The organism is Polaromonas sp. P2_G11, assembly GCF_056403595.1.
The window spans coordinates 863,955-871,172 of record NZ_JBFUFE010000002.1 but is presented as its reverse complement, the minus strand read 5'-3'; the positions used below and the strand labels follow the sequence as shown (position 1 = coordinate 871,172).

General features: G+C 60.9%; 2 protein-coding genes. Both read left to right on the top strand.

Going from position 1 to position 7,218, the window contains the following annotated elements:
- A partial coding sequence (locus AC1DWQ_RS10715; protein WP_477669601.1) for a HAMP domain-containing protein occupies window positions 1-5,038 on the top strand: 5,038 nt, incomplete at its 5' end.
- Window positions 5,039-5,070: 32 nt separating this feature from the next.
- Complete coding sequence (locus AC1DWQ_RS10710; RefSeq protein ID WP_477669600.1) at window positions 5,071-7,218, top strand: response regulator; 2,148 nt, start codon at window positions 5,071-5,073, stop codon at window positions 7,216-7,218.

The following is a 7,218-nucleotide window of genomic DNA, read 5'->3' as shown; positions in this document are numbered from 1 at the left end:
CACCATCAACACCATGGTGGATCAGCTGCGGTCATTTGCCTCTGAAGTGACGCGGGTGGCGCGCGAGGTGGGTACCGAAGGCAAGCTGGGCGGGCAGGCCGATGTGCAAGGTGTGGCCGGTACCTGGAAGGATCTGACCGACAACGTGAACTTCATGGCCGGTAACCTGACATCACAGGTGCGCAACATCGCCGACGTGACCAAAGCTGTGGCTGCCGGTGACCTTTCCAAGAAGATCACGGTGGACGTGAAGGGTGAAATCCTCGAACTCAAGAACACCATCAACACCATGGTGGACCAGCTCTCGTCTTTTGCTTCTGAAGTGACGCGGGTGGCACGAGAAGTGGGCACCGAGGGCAAACTGGGCGGCCAGGCCGACGTGCAAGGTGTAGCCGGCACGTGGAAAGATTTGACCGATTCGGTCAACTCCATGGGCTCCAACCTGACCGGCCAGGTGCGCAACATTGCCGAGGTGACGACGGCCGTGGCGGCCGGTGACCTTTCGAAGAAGATCACGGTGGACGTGAAGGGCGAAATCCTCGAGCTCAAGAACACCATCAACACCATGGTGGACCAGTTGTCGTCTTTTGCTTCTGAAGTAACGCGAGTCGCACGCGAGGTGGGCACCGAGGGCAAGCTGGGCGGGCAGGCCGACGTGCAGGGCGTTGCCGGTACCTGGAAGGACTTGACTGACTCGGTCAACTCCATGGGCTCCAACCTGACCGGCCAGGTGCGCAACATTGCCGAGGTGACCAAGGCTGTGGCGGCGGGCGACCTTTCGAAGAAGATCACGGTGGACGTGAAGGGCGAAATCCTCGAGCTCAAGAACACCATCAACACCATGGTGGATCAGCTGCGGTCATTTGCTTCTGAGGTAACCCGGGTGGCGCGCGAGGTGGGTACTGAAGGCAAACTGGGCGGCCAGGCCGACGTGCAGGGTGTTGCCGGTACCTGGAAGGACTTGACCGATTCGGTCAACTCCATGGGCTCCAACCTGACGGCACAGGTGCGCAACATTGCCGAGGTGACGACCGCCGTGGCGGCCGGTGACCTTTCGAAGAAGATCACGGTGGACGTGAAGGGCGAGATTCTGGAGCTCAAGAACACCATCAACACCATGGTGGATCAGTTGCGATCGTTTGCCTCGGAGGTGACGCGTGTGGCGCGCGAGGTGGGTACCGAAGGCAAGCTGGGCGGGCAGGCCGATGTGCAGGGCGTGGCCGGTACGTGGAAAGATTTGACCGATTCGGTCAACTCCATGGGCTCCAACCTGACGGCGCAGGTGCGCAACATTGCCGAGGTGACGACGGCCGTGGCGGCCGGTGACCTTTCCAAGAAGATCACGGTGGACGTGAAGGGCGAAATCCTCGAGTTAAAGAACACCATCAACACCATGGTGGATCAGCTGCGGTCATTTGCCTCTGAAGTGACGCGGGTGGCGCGCGAGGTGGGTACCGAAGGCAAGCTGGGCGGGCAGGCCGATGTGCAAGGTGTGGCCGGTACCTGGAAGGATCTGACCGACAACGTGAACTTCATGGCCGGTAACCTGACATCACAGGTGCGCAACATCGCCGACGTGACCAAAGCTGTGGCTGCCGGTGACCTTTCCAAAAAGATCACGGTGGACGTGAAGGGCGAGATTCTCGAGCTCAAGGCCACCATCAACACCATGGTGGATCAGCTTCGCTCGTTTGCGTCCGAAGTGACGCGGGTGGCACGAGAAGTAGGCACCGAAGGCAAACTGGGCGGCCAGGCTGACGTGCAGGGCGTGGCCGGTACCTGGAAGGATTTGACTGACAACGTGAACTTCATGGCTGGCAATCTGACCAGCCAGGTGCGAGGCATTGCGCGCGTGGTGACGGCCGTGGCCAACGGCGACCTGGAGCGCAAGCTGACCGTGGAAGCCAAGGGCGAGATCGCCGCGCTGGCCGACACCATCAACGGCATGACTGACACCCTGGCCACCTTCGCCGATCAGGTAACCACGGTGGCGCGCGAGGTCGGCGTGGAAGGCAAGCTGGGCGGGCAGGCCAAGGTGCCCGGAGCCGCCGGCACCTGGAAAGGCCTGACGGAGAACGTGAACCAGCTGGCTGCCAACCTGACGACCCAGGTGCGCGCCATTGCCGAGGTGGCCACTGCCGTGACGCAAGGTGACTTGACGCGGTCCATCACGGTCGAGGCGCTCGGTGAGGTGGCGGCGCTGAAAGACACGATCAATGAAATGATCCGCAACCTCAAGGACACGACCCAGGTCAATACCGAGCAGGACTGGCTCAAAACCAATCTCGCCAAATTCAGCCGGATGCTGCAGGGCCAGAAAGACCTGGTGGCCGTGGGGCATCTGATTCTCTCGGAGCTGGCACCGGTGGTTGGCGCGCAGCAGGCGGAGTTTTATGTGCTGAGCTACACGCAAGAGAGGCCGCGCCTGCGTCTCATGGCCAGCTACGCCTCCGAAGGGCAGGGCGCTTACGGCAAGGAAATCGACTTGGGCCAGGGCCTGATAGGCCAGTGCGCTTTCGACAAACAAAAGATCTTGTTGACGTCCTCGCTACCGCAGGGCCTCAAGATATCGTCCGGCCTCACCGAAGTGGCGCCTATGGACATCCTGGTGCTGCCCATCATCTTCGAAGGCCAGGTCCGCGGTGTGGTGGAACTCGCCTCGGTCGAGCGATTCAACCCAACCCACCAGGCTTTCCTGGACCAGCTCACTGAGAGTATCGGCATCGTGATCAACACGATTGAAGCGAATATGCGCACCGAGGACTTGCTGACCCAGTCGCAGTCCCTGGCGCAGGAGCTGCAAAGCCGGCAGGAAGAACTGCAGCAGACCAACGAGGAACTGCAGGAAAAGGCCCATCTGCTGGTCCAGCAGAACGACGAGGTGGAGCGCAAGAACCAGGAGGTCGAACAAGCCCGGCAGGCACTGGAAGAAAAGGCCAAGCAGCTTTCGCTCACGTCCAAGTACAAGTCGGAGTTTCTGGCCAATATGTCGCATGAGTTGCGCACACCGCTGAACAGCCTGCTGATCCTGTCCGATCAGCTGTGCAAGAACTCGGAAGGCAACCTGACCAACAAGCAGGTGGAGTTTTCCAAGACCATTCATTCCTCCGGCAACGACCTGTTGATGCTGATCAACGATATCCTGGACTTGTCGAAAATCGAGTCGGGCACGGTGGTGGTGGACGTGAACGAGCTGCGGCTGTCCGATCTGCAGATGTACGTCGAGCGCACTTTCCGCCATGTGGCCGAAGCCAAGAATGTGGATTTCCTGATCACTACCGGGCTGCAGTTGCCGGTTTCCATGGTGACCGACGTCAAGCGCCTGCAGCAAATTCTCAAAAACCTGTTGTCGAACGCCTTCAAATTTACGCACCAGGGTCATGTGGCCCTGGCGATAGAAGAAGCCTTTACCGGCTGGAGTCCGGACAACGAGGAACTCAACCGCGCGCAGCAGGTGCTGGCGTTTTCCGTCACTGACACAGGTATCGGTATTTCCGCCGACAAGCAGCAGATCATCTTTGAAGCCTTCCAGCAGGCTGACGGCAGTACCAGCCGCAAGTACGGCGGTACCGGTCTGGGTTTGGCCATCAGTCGCGAACTCTCGCGCCTGCTGGGCGGCGAAATACGCCTGTCCAGCGCGCCGGGAGAAGGCAGCAGCTTTGTGCTCTACCTGCCGCTGGTCTACGCTTCGACGCGCGTAGCGCGCAAACAGGGCAGCAGCGCCGAGCAGCGCTTCGAGCCGGCCGCGCCGATCAGCCGCCTGGGTTTCGAGAAGATGGAAGTCGCCTTCGATGATTCCGTTCTGTCGCTGGACACGCACTCTGCGGCCAATGAGGCTGCGGATGACCGGCACACCATCCAGCCTGGCGACTTTGTGCTCCTGATTGTGGAGAACGACCTGGCCTTTGCCAGCTTTTTGCTTGATGCCGCAAGGGCCAAGGGGTTCAAGGGCCTGGTGACGTCGCTGGGGGCCCGCGCCCTCACGCTTGCCGCCGAGTTCAAGCCTTCGGCCATCACGCTGGACATGCATCTTCCCGACATGGAGGGCTGGCGCGTGCTCGAGCGCATCAAGCAGGACTTCAGCGTCAGGCACATTCCGGTTTGCGTGATATCCACCGACGATTCCAAGGAGCGCGCCTATCGATCCGGCGCCATGGCATTCATCGAGAAACCGATTCCAGCCAAGGAAGTTCTCGACGAAATGCTGGATCAGCTGCACCGTTATGTGTCGCGCCCGGTGCGGCACGTGGTTGTTGCCCTGATGGACGAAGCGTTGCGTGCCGAGGTCACCGGCCTGCTGGGCGGCAGCCATGTTCAGTGCCTCGCGGTGCCGTCACTGGCGGACGTCAAACCCGAGGACTTCGCCCGCTTCGAATGCGCCGTGATTGATGAGGCGTCACTGGCGAACGGGTTCGACCGCTTGCGAAATGCCTCGCCCGCAGCCTCGGTGCTCGGGCCGCTGCAGATGGTGGTCTGGCGTGAAGGCATGATCGATGCGCAGCTTCAGCCTGCTTGGCAGTCACACGACGGCTATTTTTTCCGCGAAGCCAGGTCTGTCCCCCGGGTGATAGACCTGGCCCTGCATGCCCTGCATGTAAGCGAGGCGCGCATGACGGACAGGCAGCGCAGCACCTTGCGAAACTTCCACGATGCCAACAAGTCACTCGCGGGAAAAAGGGTACTGATCGTCGACGATGACATGCGCAATATCTTCGCTCTGGCCACCGTGCTGGAGGGGGAGGGCATGGACATCGTCTGGGCTGACAACGGCCACGACGCCATTGCCAAAGTTGCCTCCGATCCGCAGCTCAGCGTGGTACTGATGGACATCATGATGCCGGTGATGGACGGGCTGGTCACCATGCAGGAGATTCGCAAGCTGCCGGCCGGCAAGACCTTGCCCATGATCGCGGTCACGGCCAAAGCCATGAAGGGGGACCGCGAGAAATGCATAGAGGCCGGCGCCTGGGACTACCTCTCCAAGCCCGTCAATACGGAAAACCTGCTGGCCGTGCTGCGTGCCTGGTTGCCCCGGTGAGTGCCGTCCTCATGCCGCAGGAGCCGGCAAACATGCTGAATCCGGACCTGGTCAACATCCTGATCGTCGACGACCTGCCGGAGAAGCATGTTGTCATGAACAGCATCCTGGAAGAACTGGGGCAAAACATCGTCAGCGCCCGCTCGGGCCGGGAGGCTCTGCGCCTCATCCTGCAGATGGAGTTTGCGGTCATCCTGCTGGACGTCAACATGCCCGACCTCGACGGGCTGGAGACCGCCAGCATGATCCGGCAGTACAAGAAGACAGCGCAAACGCCCATTGTTTTCATCACGGCCTATGTGGACGAGGAACAGGCCGCCAAGGGTTACGCGCTGGGCGCGGTGGACTACATCTCGTCGCCCGTCGTGCCTGGGGTGTTGCGCTCCAAGGTCAAGGTTTTCGTCGACCTGCACCGCATGAACCGGCAGCTTCAGCAACAGGCCGTCGAGCGCGAGGCGCTGGCGCGGTCCGAGGCGGCACGCACCGCTGCAGAGGATGCCACGCGGCGCGCCGCCTTCCTGTCGGATGCCAGCCAACGCCTGTCCATGTCCCTTAATATCGATGCCACTGCCCAAGCGCTGGCGGATATCGCCGTACCGGACCTTGGCGCCATGGCGGCCGTCGCCTTGCTGGACAGCCATGGCGAACTGCACTGTCGCTGCCTCAAGATTGCGGGTGGCCCGGATCCCTCCGCGGGCCCTGTCGTACTCGAATGCCATCGCGAGTTGAGCGCCTCCATGGCGGCGACGGTCCGCAGCGCCATGCTCTCGCGGAAGATAGCGTTTCTGCCCGCAACGGAATTGTGCGCGGCGTCGACGGCCTCCGCGGCAGCCCCGCAGCCTGCCTGGCCGGAGCTGCCGGCGGACCATGAGGAGATGGCTATTTGTCCGCTGGTCGCGCGTGAGCAGATGCTGGGCGCACTCATCCTGTTCGGCAAGGCCGGCGGTTTTGCGCAGGCGGACGCCGCCCTGCTCAGCGAGGTGGTGGGCCGTGCCTCTATTGCAATGGAAAACGCCAGACTCTATACGCTGGTTCAGGAAGCGGATCGCCGCAAGAACGAGTTCCTTGCCATGCTGGCGCACGAGCTCAGGAATCCGCTGGCTCCGATCAGGAACGCAGTGCACATCATTCACAGTTCCCATGTGGTCAACCCGAAAGTTGCATGGGCGCGTGATGTCATTGCACGGCAGGTCGATCACATGTCACGAATGATCGATGATCTTCTGGACGTCTCGCGGATCGTCAGGGGCAAGGTGACGGTTCACATGGAGCCGGTCCTGCTCTCGACATTGTGCGAGCATGCAGTGGAGGCCAGCAGCCCGCTGCTGGCAGCCAGGAATCAGGAATTGACTGTCCGTCTTCCAGCTGAAGCCGTGGTGCTCCAGGGCGATTTGGTGCGCTTGTCGCAAGTACTTTCCAACCTGCTGAACAATGCCTCCAAGTTCACGGATCAGCATGGAAAGATCGAGCTGAACGCTTCGCTGCAGGAGGAGGGCGTCACCCTGTTCGTATCAGACAACGGCCAGGGCATTGAGCCCGAATTCCTGCCGCATGTATTCGACCTCTTTGCCCAGGGCGATCAGGCTCTGGACCGCGCGCAAGGCGGCCTGGGTATCGGCTTGACACTGGTCAAGCATTTGGTCGAGTTGCACAACGGCAAAGTAGAGGCTTATAGCGAAGGCAAAGGCATGGGAAGCCGGATATCCCTTTATTTTCCGGCGAGGATTTCAGGCAACGATGCCGGTCTTCCTGTGGTGGCTGCGCCGGCGGCCGCCAAACCGGTGGCTGCTGTTCCCCGAAAAGTCCTTGTAGTCGACGATTTATGCGCTTCCGCAGAAACGCTGCAAGTGCTGCTGGAGCTGGAAGGTTTTAATGTGAGGATCGCGAATGATGGTGCGTCAGCGCTCCATATCGCCCGGGAATTCGTGCCGGACGTAGTCATCCTCGACATCGGTTTGCCCGGCTTGGACGGCTTTGAAGTTGCTCGCCAGCTGCGCAGTCGCCCGGAATCGAAAACAACGCTGCTGATTGCCTTGACCGGCTACGGCGAAGCCGAAAGCCGGCTGCGCTCCCAACAAGCGGGTTTTGACCATCATGTGGTGAAGCCCGCAGACATCGAATCTCTCCTGGCTATGGTGAGCCAGCCGCGAGTGGAAACAAAAGCCATGGGCGAACAATAG

Coding starts and splice junctions, on each gene's coding strand:
- AC1DWQ_RS10710 (WP_477669600.1), top strand. CDS start 5,071: ATGCTGAATCCGGACCTGGTCAACATCCTGATCGTCGACGACCTGCCG.